Below are 18,802 nucleotides of genomic sequence, written 5' to 3' on the forward strand. Positions count from 1 at the left end.
ACATACAAAAAAGGCGATATTTATCATATCGCCTTATCTAAAATTATAATGTGTTTATTTATCACTCACTGCCTAGCATTCGCTTAATCGTCTCTGAGGTCTCTTTCCACCTAGCATCCGAGTGAAGTGTTGACAAATCAAAGCTGTGTTTTTTAAGCAATGAGTTGGCTAAAGACACCTCTTGAATCGCTAAGTGATCCAGAGCTTCAATTTGCGCATCTCGTTTATTACACATCAACACCATGTCACAACCTGCATTCAAAGCCGCTTTCGCTCTGTCGGCTGGTCCGCCCATTATGGCAGCGCCTTCCATTGTTAAATCGTCAGAGAATACCAAGCCTTTAAACCCAAGCTGCTGCTTCAATACTTTCTGCAGCCAATACTGTGAACCGCTCGCAGGTTGATCATCATAGTGAGAGAAAACTACGTGAGCTGGCATCATGGCATCCAATATTCCAGCTTCAATTTGCGCCTTGAAGATTGCCATGTCGGTTTCAAAGATGTCGTCTCTAGGGTCATATGGCGTCTCTAAGTGTGAGTCAGCAATCACGCCACCATGTCCAGGGAAGTGTTTGCCTGTTGTCGCCATGCCAACCGACTTCATGCCCTTAATAAAAGCGCTGCTATGGCGAACGATGGTATCAATATCTTCACCAAACGCTCGGCTACCAATCGCTTTACAGTCATGGCCTTTGTCTAATACTGGCGCAAAGCTCAGATCGATATCATGGGCAATCAATTCTGCCGCCATCAACCAACCCGCTTGTTCTGCTAACTGTTCGCCATTATTCTTAGTCGCGAACTCTTGAGCAGCAGGAATAATTGAAAAGCCATCTCGGAAGCGCTGAACTCGGCCACCTTCTTGGTCAACACCAATCAAAATAGGACGTTTCGCTACCTTACGAATTTCTTTGTTTAACGCCGATAACTGTTTGCTATCGTGGTAGTTTCGAGCAAATAAGATGAGACCACCAACAGTTGGGTGCTCCAAAATTTCTCTGTCTTCAGCTGTCAGCTCGTAGCCTGCAACATCAACCCACAACGGTCCCATATTTATCCCTTATTAAACCTAATTTCATAAACTTCCCGAGATTATTCTCTTTAAATTTGCTTTACAATGTTTTTAAACCAATCTGTGGAAGACTTTAAGAATGCAGTGCAAGAGCTTAGAAATGGATTATAAAGAACTGTATATCGGTGTGATGTCAGGGACGAGTATGGACGGCGTTGATACGGCCTTAGTGTCGATTGAAGATACGCATATCACATTGCTTGCTCATGATGAGTTTCCAATGCCCGATGACCTCAAAGCACGTCTGCTTGAAGTTTGTATTGGTCAGAAAACCGATTTGATTGCCATTGGAGAACTCGACCACCAGCTTGGCCATCTGTTTGCTGATGCGGTTTTGCAACTTCTCGAAAAGTCAGGTACACCTGCATCTTCTGTGACTGCGATTGGTAATCATGGTCAAACGGTATTCCACCAGCCAAGCGGCGAATCTCCATTTACCATGCAGTTGGGTGATGCCAACATCATTGCCGCTAAAACACAGATTCAAACGGTTGCCGATTTCAGACGTAAAGACATGGCATTAGGCGGACAAGGTGCGCCACTCGTACCCGCTTTTCACCATACGATTTTTCACCCGCAAGACAGCTCAGTTGTAGTGTTGAATATTGGTGGTATCTCGAATATTTCAGTGCTGCGCCCTAATCAGCCAACGCTTGGTTATGATACAGGTCCGGGCAATATGTTGATGGACGCTTGGGTTGATAAACACACGGGTGAGAAGTTTGACCGTGATGCGCAATTTGCGCTTAAAGGTCAACTCAATCAAGCTTTACTCGAACAGTTGTTAAATGAATCTTATCTATCTCAAATGCCGCCGAAAAGTACTGGCAGAGAACTATTCAACCTACCTTGGCTAGAGCAACAATTAACAGAATTTAAAGATCTTGCAGTAGAAGATGTTCAGCGCACGCTTTGTGAATACACCGCATTGACGATAGTCAATGAAGTGGAGACTTATCGCTTGGGTAACCAGCCTGCACTGTATGTGTGTGGCGGTGGTACACAAAATCCATTGTTGATGAAGAGACTGTCTGTACTGCTTCCAAGTTGGGATGTTGATTCAACCACCAGTAAAGGCGTGGATGCCGATTACATGGAAGCGATGGCTTTTGCGTGGCTTGCTCAACGTCATATTCATCAACTGCCAAGCAATTTACCAGAAGTGACTGGCGCAAGCAGAGCTGCCTCTCTAGGCGTTCTCTATCGTGCTGACTAAACAACTTTAGAACCATCATTTTAGAATCACCATTTAAGGATCATTATGAGTAACGACGCTCTCATATCAGCGCTCTCGCACCTCGTTTCGGAGGGGAGAAACCCTGACACTATGGATATTGATCTGCTCACCTCTCTCGAAGTGGTTGAAAAGATTAACCAACAAGACAAGCAAGTCCCACTGGCGATTGAAGCTGAACTGCCACAGATCGCGAAAGCGGTAGATAAAATTGCTCATGCATTTCAAAACGGTGGTCGACTGATTTATATGGGCGCAGGCACCAGTGGTCGATTAGGTGTGTTAGACGCCTCAGAATGCCCACCGACTTTCGGCGTCTCAGACAAGATGGTTATCGGCCTAATTGCTGGCGGACCAGAGGCGATTTTAAAAGCCAAAGAAGGTGCAGAAGACTCGCTGACTCTCGGTATTGAAGATCTGAAAGCGATTCAGTTTTCAGAAAATGATGTCGTGGTGGGCATTGCTGCGAGCGGTCGTACACCTTACGTGATTGGTGCACTCAACTATGCCAATCAGCTTGGCGCAGTAACGGTTGCATTGTCTTGTAACCCTGACTCTCCAATTGCTGAAGTCGCTCAAATCGCAATTAGCCCGGTGGTTGGCCCAGAAGCATTAACAGGTTCAACACGACTCAAATCAGGTACGGCGCAAAAGTTGGTGCTTAATATGCTGACCACAGCCAGCATGATTCGTATCGGTAAGAGCTACCAAAATCTGATGGTCGACGTAAAAGCGACCAATGAAAAGTTGGTTGCCCGCGCTGCTCGTATCGTTATCCAAGCAACGGAGTGCGACAAAGCACTGGCAGTGTCGACACTTAAAACGACTGATTACGATGTGAAGTTATCTATTTTGATGATTCTAACAGGGCTAGATTTAGAGTTAGCCAAGGCACAACTTGATAAGCAAAATGGCTTCTTGAGAAAAGCAGTCGAGAATAATCAGTAATCTTAATTTGGCTTGTAGCTTCTCATTTAGACAGCTACTTCAACGACATACAAAAAGACCAGCACACACGCGGTACTGGTCTTTTTTTAGTTTTAATTTTTTATGGCTAGCTTGGGCTTAATAGTCGTTTGAGAACTCGTCCCAGCCGCGTTGCCATTCCATACGGAAACGTTGAGCGTCTTCCGTACCAGAACACACGCCTTCATACACCTGACCAGACAAACCAATCTGATAAGCATGGTTCGGATTACAATATTCAGTCACACCTTGGTGATAACCTTCTGTGTAACTCGCTTGATCGACTGCGCCAAGCTCAGTCATCTCTGAATACGAACGCTGAGTGTGACCTTTAATACCATCACGATAGCCAATCTCTTGCCAATTGCCTTCAGCTGCTAAATCTTGAACATTGGCGCTGCATCCTGCAAGGCTAAATGCCACGGCGAATAGTGCGATTATTTTTTTCATTTCAGTCCTTTATATTTACCTAGCCACTTCCTGACGAAGCGTTGCCTTTGTGGTGATTCTCCGCTGAACACTGGCTGATGTCCACTTATGTCTGTTATCTGCCACTGATATCTATTGGTTACCACTTAAAGCAGATAAGTCACCACTTATTAGAAACAAGACACTTCTCAACACGAATAACCAACCGCTCTACAAACGTAGCAAACCACTCAATCAGTTATAACACCACTTAATTGACTATTCGACCACTCACTCTCATAGCGGAAGTTTCTTCTCATACTCTTCTTTAATATACACCCTGACTTAATTAATACATTCAGGGATAACAAATTATGATGTGGTTTCTTACCTGTGTTGCAGCACTCATTGGTGGCTACTTTATTTACGGTGCCTTTATCGAGAAGATTTTCGGTATCAATGAAAAGCGTCAAACACCTGCTCACACCAAACAAGATGGCGTGGACTACGTTCCAATGTCGACTCCAAAGGTTTACCTAGTTCAGCTGCTTAACATTGCAGGTGTAGGTCCAATCTTCGGCCCTATCATGGGTGCCCTTTACGGCCCAGCAGCGATGCTTTGGATCGTGCTAGGTTGTATCTTCGCAGGTGCAGTACACGACTACTTCTCAGGTATGTTATCTATCCGTAATGGTGGTGCTTCAGTTCCAACTATCACTGGACGTTACCTAGGCAATGGCGCAAAACACTTTATGAACATCTTTGCCATTGTTCTACTGCTTCTAGTTGGTGTTGTATTCGTATCTGCTCCTGCAGGCATGATCACTAACCTTGTGAACGACCAAACTGATTTCGCGATGTCTGCAACAACCATGGTTGTTATCATCTTTGCTTACTACATCATCGCAACGATTGTCCCTGTCGATAAAATCATTGGTCGCTTCTACCCACTGTTCGGTGCACTGCTTATCTTCATGTCTGTCGGCCTAATCACTGCGATTGGTCTATCTGACGAGCACCAAATCATGGGTGGCTTCGAGATGAAAGACATGTTCACCAACATGAACCCGAATGACCTACCACTTTGGCCTGCTCTATTCATCACTATCGCTTGTGGTGCAATCTCTGGCTTCCACGCAACTCAGTCTCCACTGATGGCGCGTTGTATGGAAAACGAGAAAAACGGTCGCTTCGTATTCTACGGTGCAATGATTGGTGAAGGCATCATCGCTCTAATCTGGTGTGCACTTGCTCTGTCATTCTTCGGTTCAGTTGAGTCTCTATCTGACGCAATTGCAAACGGCGGTCCTGGTAACGTGGTATACAGCGCTTCATTTGGTCTACTGGGTGTATTCGGCGGTATCCTTGCTTTCCTTGGCGTGGTTATCCTACCAATCACTTCTGGTGACACAGCATTCCGTTCAAGCCGTCTTATCCTTGCTGAATACTTCAACATGGAACAGAAAACACTGCGTAACCGCCTGCTGATGGCTCTACCACTGTTCGTTATCGGTGGCATCTTGACTCAAGTTGATTTCGGTATCATCTGGCGCTACTTCGGTTTTGCTAACCAATCAACAGCAGTAATGATGCTATGGACAGCTTCGGCTTACCTACTTCGTCACAACAAACTGCACTGGGTAACTACGGTTCCAGCTATCTTCATGACGTCTGTATGTATCACATTCATCCTGAACAACAGCCAACTAGGCTTTGGTCTACCAATGCAGCTTTCAACCATCATCGGTGTGGTGAGTGCGCTTGGTGTTGCGGCTTACGTTATCAAAATTTCAAAAGGCAAAGGCGATATCGACCTTGCTGATGAAGAAGAAGAGAAAGAAGCAAAAGGCGTAACCAAAACTGCCTAGTTCTTTTAGACTCTTGATAAAAGAGACACGTCTTCATAGAGAGACAAAAGAGCAGCCAAACACACTTCGCTTGCTCCCGTAATCACCCAGTGATTCGTGGATATTAAGACTAAAGCCCGTCCTCAGTGATGGGCTTTACTGTATCTCAGCATTGAGAAGCAATCGTCGCTCGATATAACCAACGAAAACACAAGCAAAGCTACCGTTACCACGCAATGAGCTTTACACTTAACAAGCGTCTCAATAGGTGAAAATATGGAACTCATTCTCTCTCTGCTGCAACAAACCTGTGTCTACTTGGTGATTGCTTACATGCTAAGTAAAACGCCATTGATTCTCCCTTTGTTGAGCATCTCTTCACGCTTAAGTCATAAGGTCAGCTGTTATGTTCTGTTTTCTCTGTTCTGTATTATGGGCACCTATTTTGGACTGCAGATCAATGACGCGATAGCCAACACGCGCGCGATGGGGGCGGTCATGGGTGGTCTGTTTGGTGGCCCTGTCGTTGGCTTTGCCGTCGGCTTTACTGGTGGTATTCACCGTTACTCATTAGGCGGCTTTACGGACTTGGCTTGTGCTATTTCCACCACAGCAGAAGGCTTAATTGGCGGCCTGTTACACGTTTACTTAGTTAGAAAGAACAAAGCCAGCCAACTGTTTAATCCGTTAGTGGTTTTCTCGGTGACCCTGTTTGCAGAGATCATTCAAATGCTGATTCTACTGGCGGTCGCAAAACCATTTGAGCAATCCTACGCTCTGGTTTCCGATATTGCGGCGCCAATGATCATCGCTAACTCAGTCGGAGCAGCGCTGTTCATGAGCATCATCCAAGACAGGAAAACCATCTTCGAAAAGTACTCGGCTACCTTCTCACGCCGCGCATTAACCATCGCCGAGCGTTCGGTGGGTATTTTGCATGGCGGGTTCAATTCGGATAACGCGCAAAAAATTGTGCGAATCGTTTACGAAGAGACCAACGTTGGGGCGGTAGCGATTACCGACCGAGAAAAAATTCTTGCGTTCGTCGGCATTGGCGATGAACACCATATTCCAAATACCCCGATTTCATCGCAAAGCACGCTCACTTCGATGGAACAGAACGACATCATCTACCTTGATGGCAAAGAGAACCCATACCAATGCTCCTTGTCGCAGGATTGTAAATTGGGCTCGGCTCTGATTATTCCACTCCGCGCGGGTAACGAAGTGGTCGGTACCATCAAATTGTATGAGCCAAAACTGAAACTATTCTCGACCATCAACATGTCGATGGGTGAGGGTATCGCTCAGCTATTGTCGAGCCAGATCCTATTTAGCAACTATCAGCAGCAGCAAACGCTACTGACACAAGCAGAAATCAAACTGCTGCACGCTCAAGTGAACCCACACTTCTTGTTCAATGCGCTTAATACTATCAGCGCAGTAACACGTCGTGACCCAGATAAAGCTCGAGAGTTGATTCAGCACCTATCTCACTTCTTTAGAAGCAACCTAAAGCAGAACATCAACACCGTGAAGCTCAAAGACGAACTGGCACACGTCAACGCTTACCTGACCATAGAGAAAGCACGCTTTACCGATCGACTAGAAGTGGAATGGGATATCGACCCGCAGTTATATGAATCTCAATTGCCGAGCTTTACCCTGCAACCGCTGGTAGAAAACGCCATCAAGCATGGGATTTCAAACATGTTGGAGGGCGGTAAAGTGAAGATCTCTAGCGAGGCTTTCGAGGGTGGATTCAAGTTAACCGTTGAAGACAATGCAGGTAATTATCAGAAGCCATCTCAAGATCATGTAGGATTAGGGATGGAAATTGTTGACAAACGACTCACTAATTTCTTTGGACAAGATTCAGCACTAAAAATAGAATCTCAACCACAGCAATTTACTCGAATGAGCTTTATCATACCTATACTCAAATAATGGTATTTTCGGGGACGGATCGCTCCGAGTTGAAACATTTAGAAGCAGACATTTAAAAGATAAGCGTGAACCAAGCAGGGATAGAACCAAGATGAAGATTGTAGGATGTTAAAGGCATTAGTTGTCGATGATGAGCTTTTTGCTCGCGAAGAGCTGATTGAGCTGCTGACCGAAACCGGAGAAGTGGAAATCATTGGCCAAGCAAGTAACGCGATCGAAGGACTGAAACAGATCAACCTACTCAAGCCTGATGTCGTGTATTTGGATATCCAAATGCCGCAGGTTACCGGGATTGAACTGTTAAGCATGCTTGACCCTGACACCATGCCTTACGTGGTATTCGTCACCGCCTACGACCAATATGCGATTCAAGCCTTTGAAGATAACGCTTTTGATTACCTACTTAAGCCAGTCGAGCCTTGTCGATTAAACAAGAGCGTTTGTCGCCTGAACAAGGTCATCAAACAAAATCAGAAAGCACCCGAACAGAACATCTCAGCGATTGCTCCCTGTCACTTAGAGCAGATCCCGTGTATCGGTCATAACCGCATTGTGATCATGGCAAGCCAAACGGTCGAGTGCGCATATTCCGATATCAGTGGTGTGCATGTTCGTAGCTCATCGCAAACCGCGACCTCACAGTTAACGCTAAAGATCTTGGAAGAAAAAACCGATTTGATCCGCTGTCATCGACAGTATTTGATCAACATAAAATCGATCCAAGAGATCAAACTGCTAGAGAATGGATTAGCGGAGATCATTACCCTGACTGGCTTTGAAGTGCCTGTTAGCCGTCGCTATCTAAAGACTTTAAAAGAGCAACTCGGTCTCCAGTAACGCGTTAGAAGTTCGACGCCTAGTTCCAAAGCACGATCAAAAAAGCCAACGTATCAACGTTGGCTTCCTGCTGTTTACAAATCAATAGTGTTTACAAATCGATAGTGTTTACGAATCGCTAGTATCACGCATCGATGGTGTCACTAATCAATAGAGATTAGTCGACTTGCTTAATCTGCAGCTCTTTCGGCACTTCGAAGAACATATTCTCTTCACGACCTTGAATCTCTTCAACGTCAGTCGCACCCAGCTCACGGATACGATCTAAGATTTGGTTTACCAACTCTTCAGGAGCAGAAGCACCTGCCGTTACACCGATTTTCTTTTTCCCTTCAACCCACTCGGTTTGAATGTCTTCAGGGCAATCCGTTAGGTAGCCTGGCGTACCTAACTTCTCAGCCAGCTCTTTTAGGCGAGTTGAGTTAGATGAGTTCTTAGAACCGACAACAATTACCACATCAACGTCATTCGCCATCTCACGCACTGCGTCTTGACGGTTTTGAGTCGCGTAACAGATGTCGTCTTTACGTGGGCCTTGAATCTCAGGGAACACTCGACGCAGCTCTTCAATCACGTCTGCAGTTTCATCAACTGACAACGTGGTTTGGCTCACGTAGTGCAGGTTAGTTGGATCATTCACCACGAGGTTCTGTACATCCTCTGGTCTTTCAACCAAGTACATACCACCAGTTTGGCTCGCGTACTGACCCATAGTGCCTTCCACTTCAGGATGGCCGGCGTGACCAATCAGTACTACTTCCATATGTTTGCGGCTCGCACGAGCAACCTCCATATGAACTTTAGTCACCAAAGGACACGTTGCATCAAATACAGTCAGTTCGCGCTCTTTTGCTTCTTTACGAACCGCTTGAGAAACACCGTGAGCTGAGAAGATCACGATGTTATCGTCTGGCACTTCACTCAGCTCTTCGACAAAAATAGCACCACGCTGCTTGAGCCCCTCAACGACAAAGCGGTTGTGTACCACTTCATGGCGAACATAGATCGGTGGCTGATACATTTCGAGTGCGCGCTCTACGATGCTGATCGCACGATCGACACCGGCACAAAAGCCACGAGGGTTAGCTAACATTATTTTCATTTCATTGCTCATCATTTACCGCGGTACTAAGGTTGTTTCTATAGAGTTCGCCGTCAGCGAGGTTCGCATTCTACAGTGAAGCGTCTAGACAGTGAAGCTCTGGGTTGTGTGTCACAGCTGTAAGGCAGTGCTATTCTAACGTTAAGAGAGTTATTCTACCGTTAAGATGTTGACGTCAAAGGTAACGTCTTGACCAGCGAGTGGGTGATTAAAATCAACCGTCACTGAATCACCTGCGATTTCAGTAATAATACCTGGAATTTCCATACCGTCAGGACCTGAGAATGCCATGATAGTGCCCACTTCAACTTCAGAGTCGCCAACAAACTTAGCTCGATCCATATAGTGAATATGATCTGGGTTTGGCATACCAAACGCGTCTTGCGCCTTCAGTTCGATAGACTTTTCAGTGCCAGCTTCAAGTCCAAGTAAGCACGCTTCAAAGTTCTCACTTAGGCTGCCATCGCCCATGACGAACTTCGCTGGCTTGCCCATATTTTCCGTACTATCGGCAACTGAACCATCCTTCATTTTAATCGTAAAATGTAGAGTTACTGCTGAATCATTTTTAATTGCTGCCACGTTACTTTCCTTAGATTTCTTTATTATTTGAGAACGCAATTTGCTTCGCTCTCATATCATATCAATCACAGTAAGTAAGTACTCAGACATAGTTCAGGGAAAAGGCTTGAGAACAAGGCAGAGTTTTTCGATAAGTAGTTATTCTACAATCAAAAATTCTAACGAAGTTATCGAGGCTTTTAGCCAACTAGGGAGAGTAGTTATTTACTACGATTGATATTAATTGCAGCATAAAAAAAAGCGCCGTCGGAATCAACCGACAGCGCTTAGGGCTATTCTATTCTGTGAGTCATAGACTGACTTTGAGGCAAGCTATTTGCTTTCGTCTTTCTTACGGAAACCATCTAAGATGATCATCGCAGCACCGATACAGATTCCCATATCCGCTAAGTTAAATGCAGGCCAGTGGTAAGTGCCCCAGTAGAAGTCTAAGTAATCGACAACAAAGCCGTGTACGACTCGGTCAAACACATTACCTACTGCACCACCAATGATGATCGCATAAGCAATGTTATTCCACTTCTCTGCTGCTGGCAGTTTGCTCATCCAGTACGTCAGCATACCTGTTACCGCAAATGCGATACCCGTAAACAACCAACGCTGCCAACCGCTCTGATCGCTCAGAAAGCTAAATGCCGCACCGTAGTTATGAACATACAAAAAGTTAAAGAATGGCAGCACCTCAATACGATTTGCCCAGCCGTAACCCATATTGTCCATGACAAAGAGTTTAATGCCGATATCAGCTAAGAAGACCAATAGAGCCAGCCATAACCAACGTACACCAGATTGTTTTAACGAAACTTCACTCATTTCTATTCCTAGTATCTACTCAGTCAAATCATCTCATTATCCACTCTCAAGAATGAACACGAGAAGTCAGCTTGGTTAAACACATTTCCCATAATTAAAAATAACCCCAGTTGATACTGGGGCTATGATTTTTACAAAAAGTTCAGTCTTTCTCTGAGTCGTTAGGCGAACTTACGCACTTCGCCTTCACCGTCGATGTTCGACACACAACGACCACAAACTTTCTCGTGACCTTCGATAGTGCCTACATCTGGAGTGTGGTGCCAGCAACGGTCACACTTCTCAGCTTCAGTAGCCGCAACTTCAACGAATAGACCAGCAACGTCTGTCGCTTGCGCTGCATCAGACTTCTCGCTCAGTGGCTTAACAACAGCTGCAGAAGTGATAAGTACGAAACGTAGCTCATCTTCTAGCTTGTTGATTTTAGCCGCTAGTGCATCATCAGCGTATAGAGTAACTTCAGCTTGCAGTGCGCCACCGATCGTTTTCTCTTTACGAGCATCTTCAAGAAGCTTGTTCACTGCGCCACGAACAGACTGGATTTCAGTCCAGAATTCGTTGCTTAGCTCTTCGCCTTCAGCAAGACCAAATAGACCTTCGAACCATTCACCTGTGAATACGAACGTGTCGCGCTCACCTGGCATTTCATTCCAGATTTCATCTGCAGTGAACGACATGATAGGCGCCATCCAACGAACTAGAGCTTCTACGATGTAGTAAAGCGCCGTTTGACAGCTACGTTGAGCATGGCTGCCCTGCTTCGCCGTGTACTGACGGTCTTTGATTACGTCTAGGTAGAAAGAACCCATTTCGATAGAACAGAACTGCATTAGACGTTGAGTCACACCGTGAGTGTTGTACTCGCCGTATGCTTTAACAATCTCTTCTTGTGCAGCTTGAGCACGGCCAACAGCCCAGCGATCAAGTGCAACCATCTCTTCAGCAGGTACGAGGTCAGTTTCAGGGTTGAAACCGTTCAAGTTCGCTAGGAAGAAACGAGCTGTGTTACGAATACGACGGTAAGCATCCGCTGAACGCTTCAGGATTTCATCAGAAACCGCAACTTCACCTGTGTAGTCTGTAGAAGCAACCCATAGACGCAGGATATCTGCACCTAGCTTGTTGGTTACGTCTTTAGGAGCAACAACGTTACCGATAGATTTAGACATCTTACGGCCGTTACCATCAACCACGAAACCGTGAGTTAGTACTTGCTTGTACGGTGCTTCGTCTTTCATCGCGATAGATGAAATTAGAGAAGACTGGAACCAGCCACGGTGTTGGTCTGAACCTTCAAGGTAAAGATCAGCACTGTGAGTGCGCTCTTCGTTCGGGAAGTTGTACTCTTCACGAGAATCAACAACAGAGAAGTGCGTAACACCTGAGTCGAACCATACGTCTAGCGTATCCATTACTTTTTCGTACTTATCAGCGTCTTCTGCGCCCATAAGTTCAGCAGCGTCTACATCCCACCAAGCTTGAATGCCTTTCTCTTCAACTAGCTTCGCTACTTTTTCAATAAGCGCTGGGCTTTCTGGGTGAAGTTCTGCTGTTTCTTTATGAACGAACAGAGCAATTGGCACACCCCAAGTACGTTGACGAGAGATACACCACTCAGGGCGACCTTCAACCATACCTTCGATACGGCTTTGACCCCATTCAGGCAACCACTCAACACTCTTGATTGACTCTAGTGCTTTAGCTCGTAGGCCAGCTTGATCCATAGAGATGAACCATTGTGGTGTTGCGCGGAAGATGATTGGAGTTTTGTGTCTCCAACAATGTGGGTAGCTGTGCTCGTAAGCGTGGTGATGCAGAAGTGCACCTTTCTCTTTTAAAACTTCTAAAACAGAGTCGTTCGCTTTGAATACGTGCTGACCAGCAAATAGCTCAGTATCTGGCAGGTAAACGCCGTTTGAACCAACTGGGTTAGCGATTTCTAGGTTGTACTTCTTACCAACCACGAAATCTTCTTGACCGTGGCCAGGCGCAGTGTGAACCACACCAGTACCTGAATCCGTTGTAACGTGGTCACCAAGAACAGCAGGAACAGTAAAGTCGTAGAACGGGTGGTTGAACTGAGAAAGCTCAAGATCAGCACCAGTAGCAAAACCAAGGTTATGGAAGTGCTCGATACCTGCACGGTCCATTACGTCTTTTGCTAGTTCAGAAGCAACAACGATACGTTGAGCAGGCTGGTCGCCATTCGCTTCAACTTGGATAAGCACGTATTCAAGATCATCACGTAGACATACTGCGCGGTTAGCTGGCAGAGTCCATGGTGTTGTTGTCCAGATAACGATAGAGATTTCGCCCTGACCCGCGTGGCCTTCAGCTAGAGTAAATTTCTCTAGAAGCGCCGCTTCGTCAGCTGCTGTAAATTTCACATCGATAGATGGAGAAACTTTATCTTTGTATTCAACTTCAGCTTCAGCCAGAGCAGAACCACAGTCAGTACACCAGTGAACAGGCTTGAAACCTTTAAGAAGGTGACCTTTATCTGCGATTTTGCCAAGAGAACGAATGATGTTCGCTTCAGTGCCGAAATCCATAGTGCGGTAAGGTTTGTCCCACTCGCCCATGATGCCAAGACGTTTGAAGCTCTCTTTCTGACCTTCAACTTGACCCGCAGCGTACTTACGACACTCTTCGCGGAATTCAGCAGCCGAAATCTTCTGACCAGGCTTACCTTTCTTCTTCTCAACCATTAGCTCGATTGGAAGACCGTGACAGTCCCAACCAGGGATGTACGGTGCATCAAAACCAGAAAGGGTCTTAGATTTGATAATAATGTCTTTAAGAATCTTATTCAGCGCGTGGCCAATGTGAATGTCGCCGTTCGCGTATGGAGGGCCATCATGCAGTACGAAAGATTTTTTACCTTTCTTTGCCTTACGGATTTCGCCGTAAAGATCTTCTTTGTACCAACGCTTCAGCATTTCTGGCTCACGATTTGCCAGATTGCCGCGCATTGGGAACCCTGTTTCTGGTAAGTTCAGGGTATCTTTATAATCACTCATCGATTCTTAATTCCGTTATATTGGGCGAAGTTAGACATTATGTTAATCGGTGGAATCATCCGATTAATTCTTTAGCTGAAGCAGCCACACCCTTGCGGCTTCAGCATCCAATTCTATTTGATTCTTTAGTGCGTCGAACGATTCAAATTTTATCTCGTCGCGCAGTTTGTGCAAAAGTCGTACTTCTAACTGTTTACCATATAAATTGGCTTTAAAGTCAAAAAAATGCACTTCTAATTGCTGCCTTACCCCATTAACTGTTGGTCGTTGTCCAATATTAGCAACGCCACCGACAGGAACACCGTCGATATCCAAAGCTTCAACAACATACACTCCCGATACAGGAGAAACACAACGCTTTAATGGAATATTAGCGGTAGGGAAACCGATAGTTCTCCCTAGTTTTCGACCATGGGACACTCGACCACTAATACTGTAATCACGTCCTAACATGGTAGCACTTGCAGCCAAGTCATCGACCGCTAATGCATTTCGTATCTCAGTACTGCTTACTCGTAATTGGTTTAAGCAATAGCTTTGGGTGCTTACCACCTCAAAACCGTACTTCTCGCCCGCCTCTTTGAGCATAGCGAAATTGCCAGTGCGACCTTTACCAAAGCAAAAATCGTCACCAACCACCAAGAACTTCACACCAAGCTTATCAACCAAAAGATCCTTAATGAACGCTTCCGCGGATAAACTTGCAAAATACTGATTAAAATTAACACACAATAGGCGACTGATATCTAGCTTGCTCAGTTGCACGTATTTATCTCGTAAGCGAGTTAAACGTGCTGGCGCTTTATCTCGGGCAAACAGCTCCATAGGCTGCGGCTCAAACGTCATAACAACAGAAGGTAGCCCTAATGCTGCAGCTTGTTTAGAAACCTGACTCAGAACCTCTTGATGTCCTAAATGAACACCATCGAAGTTACCTATGGTTAATACACAGCCATGATGCTGCGCTTTAATATTGTGTATACCTCGGATCAGTTCCATTATGATCAGCTAAAACCTATTATTTGCATCATTTATTGTGTGAAACCGACGGATTATATACTAATCAGTATTAATCTGTCGCTGCTTTTAAATGTTTTACTCGGATACCTAAAATCAGTACCGAAACAATATAAACAAAGCCACCAAGTCCAATCAAGCCTGTTAATGTCAGCGCTCTCTGGCTGAAGCTCCATTCAAGCCAATGTTGCATATTATCCAGCTGCCATAAAATAGCCGCTACCATCACCACACCTGAGATAATCAATTTGGCACTAAACAACAAGGTTGTCTTAGTTAATTGATACACACCCGCAAGGTGTAATCCACGATATAACAATGCCATATTCACAAAAGCAGACAGTGCCGTCGCAATCGCTAAACCCACATAACCATAGAAATAAGCAAAGATCGCGTTAAACACCATATTAGTCACCATAGCGATAATGCCGTACTTAACCGGTGTTTTGGTATCTTGGCGAGAGTAGTAACCCGGAGCTAAAACTTTAATCAACATGAAGTTAAGCAAGCCTGATGCGTAAGCTACCAATGACATCGATGCCTGCTGTACATCGTGTGGAGAGAACTCACCACGCATAAAAAGCACCATCAGCATTGGTTTAGCTAAAACGATTAGACCTAACATCGCAGGAATACCAAGCAGCAAAACCATGCGCACGCCCCAATCCATGGTATGCGCGAACCCTTCCCCTTGAGCATCTACGTGTTTACGAGATAAAGCAGGAAGAATCACAGTCGCAATCGCGATACCGAATAAACCGAGAGGAAATTCAAGCAGTCGGTCTGAGTAGTACAACCAACTGATAGAACCTGTTGCGAGGAAGCTGGCAATAAAGGTATCAAACAATAAGTTGATTTGACTGACCGATACCCCGAACAAAGCAGGGATCATTAATGTGCGGATCTTAACCACACCCGGATCTCTCCAGCCCCACTTCGGCTTAACCAACACACCCGCTTTGATCAAGAAAGGCATTTGGAAAAGGAATTGGACTAAGCCACCAAGAAACACACCAATGGCTAAACCAATTTCTGGTTGTTCTAAATTAGGAGAGATAAACCACGCAGCGCCTATGATCATCACGTTCAAGAACACAGGGGTAAAAGAAGAGACCGCAAATTTACCTAATGTATTAAGAATGGCACCAGATAAAGCAACGAAGGTAATAAACCATAAATAAGGAAAGGTAATCTTGAGCATAAAGCTCGCCAACTCAAACTTTGGCGCTGATGGACCATCATTTAGCCAGTCGATAAACCAACCCGCACCAAACATCGCGGTGATCACGCCAGAGCCCAATACCCCGATAACGGTGACAATAGAAACTAAAACCCCGAGCGTACCCGACACCTTAGCAATTAAATCTCGTGTCTTATCTTTATCACCTGCGGCGTGATATTCCGTTAATACAGGAACAAACGCTTGAGAAAACGCACCTTCTGCAAAAAGTCGACGTAAGAAATTAGGAATTTTATTAGCGAAGAAAAATACATCGGCACTCGCTCCTGCCCCCATCAAATTTGCTACTACTACATCACGTACTAGCCCCAATACACGGGAAACAAAAGTCATTGCGCTGACAATCAGGCCTGACTTTAATAGTCGTTTACTCACAGAAACCTCTGACACTGGTTGATTACTTTCAAGCGAGGATAAATACTATCCTGTCCTAAGAAGCATATTTATTAGCATTGGTCTAAAAATGCTGTTAGAATCCCCGCCATCTTAACCGCGATGACCTTTCCATACCAAAGTTTGTTTGGCTACGATTGGTTTTTGCACAAATCATTTGACAATTAAGCGCTAATGAGGGATAGTCCTCGCCCTTAAATTGTCACCGAACTAAGTTTTTGGGAGTTAGACCCTTGGCAAACAGTAAATCTGCTAAGAAGCGCGCTATCCAAGCTGAGAAACGTCGCCAGCACAATGCTAGCCGTCGTTCTATGATGCGCACTTACATGAAAAAGACTATCGCAGCTATCGCAGCTGGTGATAAAGAAGCTGCAACTGCTGCTCTTGTAGAAGTTACACCACTTCTTGACCGTATGGCGACTAAAGGCCTTATTCATAAGAATAAAGCTGCACGTCATAAGTCTCGTTTCGCTGCTGCAATCAAAGCTCTTTAATAGAAATTTGATTACAACGCAAAACGAAAAAAACCGGCCTAGGCCGGTTTTTTTATATCTAAATTTTGAGTAACGCTTTTATTTTACGTGCTAACAGCCGCTTTTCTGACCGATAAACAATTTAAGCAGATAGATAAAACAAACAATCAGAAAAATAAATAGAGAAGCAAATTGGTACGTAGATAGGTAGATAGGTAGATAGGTAGATAGGTAAACACTAACGTTCAATGTGAAATACTAACACTTCCTTGTGTCATTCTATCGCTGATAAGAAATCCCCCTCCCACCAGCAATAAGCTACTTGCAGTAAATACCATGCAGTAGGTTAATCATCGCTTTTACTTCTTCACTACTCAATGTGTAATACACAGTTTGAGCTTCTTTGCGAGTTTCGACCAAACCATCTCTTCTCAACCAAGCAAGATGCTGAGATAAAGCAGACTGACTCAGTTCCAACTTGCCACACAGCTCCCCAACCGACAGTTCAGTACCATGTAATAGGCACAAAATCTGTAAGCGACGCTCGTTAGCCATGGCTTTGAGTAGAATCACAGCTTGTGCTGAGTTCTTCTCCATCTCTTTTAAGTTCATAGTTTGGCTCCCTACAACCTTTACGCCAACTACGGGCTATCAGTATTTCCGGCATATGGTGGAGCTATGATAATCGATATCAATTCATTAACAAACTAACTCATTCGAACAATTTGCTAAAATCTGCGTCACATACGTTTTTTACTGCTGGATGTTGGATCATCCTCTCAGCAAATATGACGTAGTACTCCTCTTTTAACTCTTCAATACCGCCTAATAGTTGCAGTGATGTGTCGTCTTCCACTTCAGACATGTAAAGCGTCGGTGCCAAGAATATTGCGTCATGATGATAACGAGCAAAAGCCTTCATCAATGCGGCATCATCAAACTCACCTAAAATATCTGGCTTAAGTCCTTGTCTATCAAACCATTGCAGCACTTTACGCCCCATTGAGGTTCGGCTACCAGGGATCAAAAGCTTTCTTTGCTCCAATACAGCAGGGAAATTAACCCCTTCAACCTGACCTGAACTAAAAAAGCTCATTCCACTCTCACCCAACTTTTTACTGAACAGGCCCGGGCTTTGACTAGAGTCCACCGGACAGTCAGACAAAATCATATCGAGCTTATGTTGAGATAGTTGCTCAAGTAGCATTTCATGGGTCGATTCAAAACAGCGTAAATGAATGCTGTTATCTGGAGGAATGGTCGACATCAGTATCTTACTGACGAGTCTTTTAGAGAGCGCATCCGCGACGCCAACATCAAACAGAATATTGGAGTGCTGGCTGTAATTCACGATATCCAGCATCTCGTAACTCAGACCAAACATACGATCGGCATATTTAAAGACCAGCTGCCCAAGCTCTGTAGGCTCCACACTTCGGCCATTACGCTTGGTCAACTTGCCATCCATGCGCTCTTCCAAGGCTTTTATCTGCCCCGTTACCGTTTGTGGTGTTAGAAATAGGGCTTCTGCAGCTTTAGTAACAGAGCCTTGCTTGCAAACCATCCAGAAGTAATACAGATGGTTGTAGTTGAGATGCGACATAGATGTGCCGTAATAAAAGAGTAGATACCCTTTTATATCAAATATGACACCGCCACTCAACAAACTCGGAAAAACCTAAACAAACATAGATTTACCACTTATTTTTTCGAAGTGTCTGATTTCATAATGTAATATTTCAGCGATTATTTACAATTTTTCTCTAACTTTTAAGATCTATATCACCTATAGGATTTCCATTAAAAACCGAATAAAAACAAAAACTTAAAAAAACCACATTAGCTCTAGGA

At 44.7% G+C, this 18,802-nt stretch carries 16 protein-coding genes; 6 read left to right on the forward strand and 10 right to left on the reverse strand.

What is annotated here, in order from left to right; all coding sequences use genetic code 11:
• Window positions 1–61: 61 nt before the first annotated feature.
• On the reverse strand, window positions 62–1,051 hold the full coding sequence (gene nagZ, locus MSG38_RS17805) for a beta-N-acetylhexosaminidase (RefSeq protein ID WP_248402335.1): 990 nt from the start codon (window positions 1,049–1,051) through the stop codon (window positions 62–64).
• 121 nt (window positions 1,052–1,172) lie between these two features.
• On the opposite strand from nagZ, the gene MSG38_RS17810 reads away from it, so the two are divergent.
• Both MSG38_RS17810 and murQ read left to right on the forward strand, forming a co-directional pair.
• Window positions 1,173–2,288 (forward strand): anhydro-N-acetylmuramic acid kinase, encoded by a 1,116-nt coding sequence (locus MSG38_RS17810; RefSeq protein WP_248402337.1) that lies wholly within the window; start codon window positions 1,173–1,175, stop codon window positions 2,286–2,288.
• Between the two features lie 45 nt (window positions 2,289–2,333).
• Window positions 2,334–3,254 (forward strand): N-acetylmuramic acid 6-phosphate etherase, encoded by a 921-nt coding sequence (murQ, locus tag MSG38_RS17815; protein WP_048606806.1) that lies wholly within the window; start codon window positions 2,334–2,336, stop codon window positions 3,252–3,254.
• Between the two features lie 117 nt (window positions 3,255–3,371).
• Here the strand turns inward: murQ and MSG38_RS17820 are convergent, their stop codons facing one another.
• Window positions 3,372–3,722 carry a DUF2799 domain-containing protein gene (locus MSG38_RS17820; protein ID WP_248402339.1) on the reverse strand — a complete coding sequence of 117 codons (351 nt, stop codon included), beginning with the start codon at window positions 3,720–3,722 and terminating at the stop codon, window positions 3,372–3,374.
• A 332-nt stretch (window positions 3,723–4,054) separates the two neighbouring features.
• Between MSG38_RS17820 and MSG38_RS17825 the strand changes: the two genes are divergently transcribed.
• The 3 genes from MSG38_RS17825 to btsR all read left to right on the forward strand — a co-directional run bounded on the left by MSG38_RS17825 (window position 4,055) and on the right by btsR (window position 8,311).
• Window positions 4,055–5,548: a carbon starvation protein A gene (locus MSG38_RS17825; RefSeq protein WP_048606802.1), complete on the forward strand. Its 1,494-nt coding sequence runs from the start codon at window positions 4,055–4,057 to the stop codon at window positions 5,546–5,548.
• Window positions 5,549–5,803: 255 nt separating this feature from the next.
• Window positions 5,804–7,474: a sensor histidine kinase gene (locus tag MSG38_RS17830; RefSeq protein ID WP_048606801.1), complete on the forward strand. Its 1,671-nt coding sequence runs from the start codon at window positions 5,804–5,806 to the stop codon at window positions 7,472–7,474.
• A gap of 105 nt (window positions 7,475–7,579) precedes the next feature.
• Window positions 7,580–8,311 carry a two-component system response regulator BtsR gene (gene btsR / locus MSG38_RS17835; RefSeq protein ID WP_017106772.1) on the forward strand — a complete coding sequence of 244 codons (732 nt, stop codon included), beginning with the start codon at window positions 7,580–7,582 and terminating at the stop codon, window positions 8,309–8,311.
• Between the two features lie 157 nt (window positions 8,312–8,468).
• Here the strand turns inward: btsR and ispH are convergent, their stop codons facing one another.
• The 6 genes from ispH to murJ all read right to left on the reverse strand — a co-directional run bounded on the left by ispH (window position 8,469) and on the right by murJ (window position 16,460).
• Window positions 8,469–9,425: a 4-hydroxy-3-methylbut-2-enyl diphosphate reductase gene (ispH, locus tag MSG38_RS17840; protein ID WP_171731860.1), complete on the reverse strand. Its 957-nt coding sequence runs from the start codon at window positions 9,423–9,425 to the stop codon at window positions 8,469–8,471.
• Window positions 9,426–9,563: 138 nt separating this feature from the next.
• On the reverse strand, window positions 9,564–9,995 hold the full coding sequence (gene fkpB, locus MSG38_RS17845; protein WP_102507234.1) for an FKBP-type peptidyl-prolyl cis-trans isomerase: 432 nt from the start codon (window positions 9,993–9,995) through the stop codon (window positions 9,564–9,566).
• Between the two features lie 312 nt (window positions 9,996–10,307).
• A complete protein-coding gene (gene lspA / locus MSG38_RS17850; protein ID WP_004735054.1) occupies window positions 10,308–10,808 on the reverse strand; it encodes a signal peptidase II in 501 nt (166 codons plus the stop codon).
• A 161-nt stretch (window positions 10,809–10,969) separates the two neighbouring features.
• Complete coding sequence (gene ileS, locus MSG38_RS17855) at window positions 10,970–13,828, reverse strand: isoleucine--tRNA ligase (protein ID WP_019820547.1); 2,859 nt, start codon at window positions 13,826–13,828, stop codon at window positions 10,970–10,972.
• A 63-nt stretch (window positions 13,829–13,891) separates the two neighbouring features.
• A complete protein-coding gene (ribF, locus tag MSG38_RS17860; protein ID WP_017088634.1) occupies window positions 13,892–14,827 on the reverse strand; it encodes a bifunctional riboflavin kinase/FAD synthetase in 936 nt (311 codons plus the stop codon).
• A 70-nt stretch (window positions 14,828–14,897) separates the two neighbouring features.
• Window positions 14,898–16,460 (reverse strand): murein biosynthesis integral membrane protein MurJ, encoded by a 1,563-nt coding sequence (gene murJ, locus MSG38_RS17865; protein ID WP_032545655.1) that lies wholly within the window; start codon window positions 16,458–16,460, stop codon window positions 14,898–14,900.
• Between the two features lie 251 nt (window positions 16,461–16,711).
• Between murJ and rpsT the strand changes: the two genes are divergently transcribed.
• Window positions 16,712–16,972 (forward strand): 30S ribosomal protein S20, encoded by a 261-nt coding sequence (gene rpsT, locus MSG38_RS17870; protein WP_004739529.1) that lies wholly within the window; start codon window positions 16,712–16,714, stop codon window positions 16,970–16,972.
• Between the two features lie 297 nt (window positions 16,973–17,269).
• On the opposite strand, the gene MSG38_RS17875 is transcribed toward rpsT, so the two are convergent.
• Both MSG38_RS17875 and nhaR read right to left on the reverse strand, forming a co-directional pair.
• Complete coding sequence (locus MSG38_RS17875) at window positions 17,270–17,563, reverse strand: metalloregulator ArsR/SmtB family transcription factor (protein ID WP_004735028.1); 294 nt, start codon at window positions 17,561–17,563, stop codon at window positions 17,270–17,272.
• A gap of 100 nt (window positions 17,564–17,663) precedes the next feature.
• On the reverse strand, window positions 17,664–18,554 hold the full coding sequence (nhaR, locus tag MSG38_RS17880; protein ID WP_017062869.1) for a transcriptional activator NhaR: 891 nt from the start codon (window positions 18,552–18,554) through the stop codon (window positions 17,664–17,666).
• Window positions 18,555–18,802 lie beyond the last annotated feature (248 nt).

The sequence above is a fragment of the Vibrio sp. 1CM24A genome (genome assembly GCF_023161725.1).
GTDB lineage: Bacteria > Pseudomonadota > Gammaproteobacteria > Enterobacterales > Vibrionaceae > Vibrio > Vibrio coralliirubri.